Genomic DNA, 3,080 nt, shown 5'->3' on the forward strand with positions numbered 1-3,080 from the left:
GGGGAGAGGAGGGTGGTGTCGGCGTGGTAAGATTCCACGTTTTTGACCTCGCTGTTTTTGTCGCAGCCGCCAAATGACTCCGTTTGCCAAGGAAACCCTGCCGATCAGTCTCGAAGACGAGATGCGGCACTCCTATCTGGACTACGCGATGAGCGTGATCGTCGGGCGCGCGCTGCCCGACGCCCGGGACGGCCTGAAGCCGGTGCATCGACGCGTGTTGTACGCGATGCACGAGCTGTCGAACGACTGGAACAAGCCCTACAAGAAGTCGGCGCGCATCGTCGGCGACGTGATCGGCAAGTACCACCCGCACGGCGATTCGGCGGTGTATGACACCATCGTTCGTATGGCGCAGGACTTTTCGCTGCGCTACATGCTCGTCGACGGGCAGGGCAACTTCGGTTCGGTCGATGGCGACAACGCGGCGGCGATGCGGTACACCGAAATCCGCATGGCGCGCATCGGCCACGAGCTGCTGGCCGACATCGACAAGGAAACGGTGGACTTCGGCCCGAACTACGACGGGTCGGAGAAGGAACCGCTGATCCTGCCGGCGAAGATCCCGAACTTGCTGATCAACGGTTCGTCCGGCATTGCCGTCGGCATGGCAACGAACATTCCGCCGCACAACCTCGGCGAGGTGGTCGACGCATGCCTGTTGCTGCTCGAGGATCCGCAGACCGACATCGAGGACCTGATCCGCATCGTGCAGGCGCCGGACTTCCCGACCGCCGGGTTGATCTACGGTCTCGCGGGCGTGCACGACGGCTACCGCACCGGGCGCGGCCGCGTCGTGATGCGCGCGCGCACGCATTTCGAGGATCTCGAGAAGGGCAACCGCCAGGCGATCATCGTCGATGAGCTGCCTTACCAGGTGAATAAGCGCACGCTGCTCGAGCGCATCGCCGAACTGGTCAACGAGAAAAAGATCGAGGGCATCAGCGAGATCCGCGACGAGTCGGACAAGTCCGGCATGCGCGTCGTCATCGAACTGAAGCGCAACGAGGTGCCCGAGGTCGTGCTGAACAACCTGTTCAAGCAGACGCAGCTGCAGGACACGTTCGGCATGAACATGGTGGCGCTGGTCGATGGCAAGCCGCGCACGCTGAATCTGAAGCAGATGCTGGAGTGCTTCCTCGCACACCGTCGCGAGGTGATCACGCGGCGCACGGTGTTCGAGCTGAGAAAGGCGCGCGAGCGTGGGCACATCCTCGAAGGTCTGGCGGTCGCGCTGTCGAACGTCGACGAGATCATCGCGCTGATCAAGGCCGCGCCGGCGCCGTCGGACGCGAAGCGCGAGCTGATGGCGCGCGAGTGGCGTTCCGTGCTGGTCGAGGGGATGCTCGAGCGCGCGATGGCGGACAGCTATCGGCCGGAAGGGCTGTCGGCCGAGTTCGGGCTGTCGGCGCAGGGGTACCGGCTCTCCGACGCGCAGGCTCAGGCGATTCTGGAGCTGCGCCTGCAGCGCCTGACCGGTCTCGAGCAGGACAAGATCGTCGCCGAGTACCGCGAGGTGATGGACGTGATCACCGATCTGCTGGACATCCTCGCAAATCCGGCGCGCATCACCGCGATTATCGTCGAGGAGCTGGGGCTGATCCGCAACCAGTTCGGCGATCCGCGCCGCTCGGAGATCGTCCTGAATACCGGCGAGATCAACATCGAGGATCTGATCGCGCCGGAGGACATGGTCGTGACGCTGTCGCACGGCGGCTACTTCAAGCGTCAACCGCTCGCCGACTATCGCTCGCAGCGTCGCGGCGGGCGCGGGAAGCAGGCGACGGGGATGAAGGACGACGACTTCATCGACCATCTCTTCGTCGCCAATACGCATGACTACATCCTGTGCTTCTCGAGCCGTGGCCGGGTCTACTGGCTGAAGGTGTACGAGGTGCCTGAAGGGACGCGCAATTCGCGCGGGCGTCCGATCGTGAATCTGTTCCCCTTGCAGGAAGGCGAAAAGATCAATGCCGTGCTGCCGGTACAGGCCTTCGACGACGATCACTTCGTGTTCATGGCTACGGCCGAAGGGACGGTGAAGAAGACGGCGCTCACGGCGTTCGCCAATCCGCGCAAGGCCGGCATCATCGCGGCGAGCCTGGACGACGGCGACCGGCTGATCGGTGTGGCCATCACCGACGGCGAAAGCGACGTGATGCTGTTCTCCGATGCCGGCAAGGCGGTGCGCTTCTCCGAGGACGATGTGCGGCCGATGGGGCGCGAGGCGCGCGGCGTGCGCGGCATGACGCTGGAGGACGGCCAGCAGGTGATTGCGATGCTGGTCGCCAAGCGCGAAGATCTTTGCGTGCTGACCGCGACGGAAAACGGCTACGGCAAGCGCACTCCGGTCGCGGAATACACCCGTCACGGCCGTGGCACGAAGGGCATGATCGCGATTCAGACGTCGGAGCGCAATGGCAAGCTGGTGGGGGCATGCCTGGTCGAGGAAAGCGACGAGGTGATGCTGATTTCGACCGGCGGCGTGCTGATCCGTACCAAGGTCCAGGACATTCGCGAACTCGGTCGTGCGACACAGGGCGTCACGCTGATCAACCTCGACGAGAGCGATACGCTGGCAGGAATGGAGAAGGTCGCCGAGTCGGAGACGGACGAAACTGCGATCGACGATCCGTCGGGCGCAGCCGGCGCGACGGACGAAGCCGGCGACGACGTTTCGGCTGAATGAACCCGCAGGAGGAGTGTTTCCGATCATGACCCGAGTGTTCAACTTCAGTGCCGGCCCCGCCGCCTTGCCGGAACCGGTATTGCGCCAGGCGGCAGAGGAAATGCTCGACTGGCACGGCACAGGCTGCGGCGTGATGGAGATGAGCCATCGCGGCAAGGAATTCATGTCGATCATCGAGCGGGCGGAGTCCGATCTGCGCGAGCTCATGGCGATCCCGCACAATTACCGCGTGCTGTTCCTGCAGGGAGGCGCCACGCAGCAGTTCGCGCAGATCCCGATGAACCTGCTGGCGGGCGGCTCTGCCGATTACCTCGTCACCGGGGCGTGGTCGCAGAAGGCGTACAAGGAGGCGCAGCGCATCGCCGCTGGCGGGCCTGTCTCTTATACAAATCTC

General features: G+C 64.1%; 2 protein-coding genes. Both read left to right on the forward strand.

Features of this window, described 5'->3' with window-relative positions:
- The first annotated feature begins 73 nt into the window (after positions 1 to 73).
- A complete protein-coding gene (gene gyrA / locus GPA22_RS22340) occupies positions 74 to 2,686 on the forward strand; it encodes a DNA gyrase subunit A (RefSeq protein WP_169258269.1) in 2,613 nt (870 codons plus the stop codon).
- Between the two features lie 25 nt (positions 2,687 to 2,711).
- Positions 2,712 to 3,080: aminotransferase class V-fold PLP-dependent enzyme (locus GPA22_RS22345; protein WP_169258270.1), on the forward strand; the 369-nt coding region annotated here is incomplete at its 3' end.

Origin of the sequence: Aromatoleum toluvorans (assembly GCF_012910905.1) — a bacterium.
GTDB lineage: Bacteria > Pseudomonadota > Gammaproteobacteria > Burkholderiales > Rhodocyclaceae > Aromatoleum > Aromatoleum toluvorans.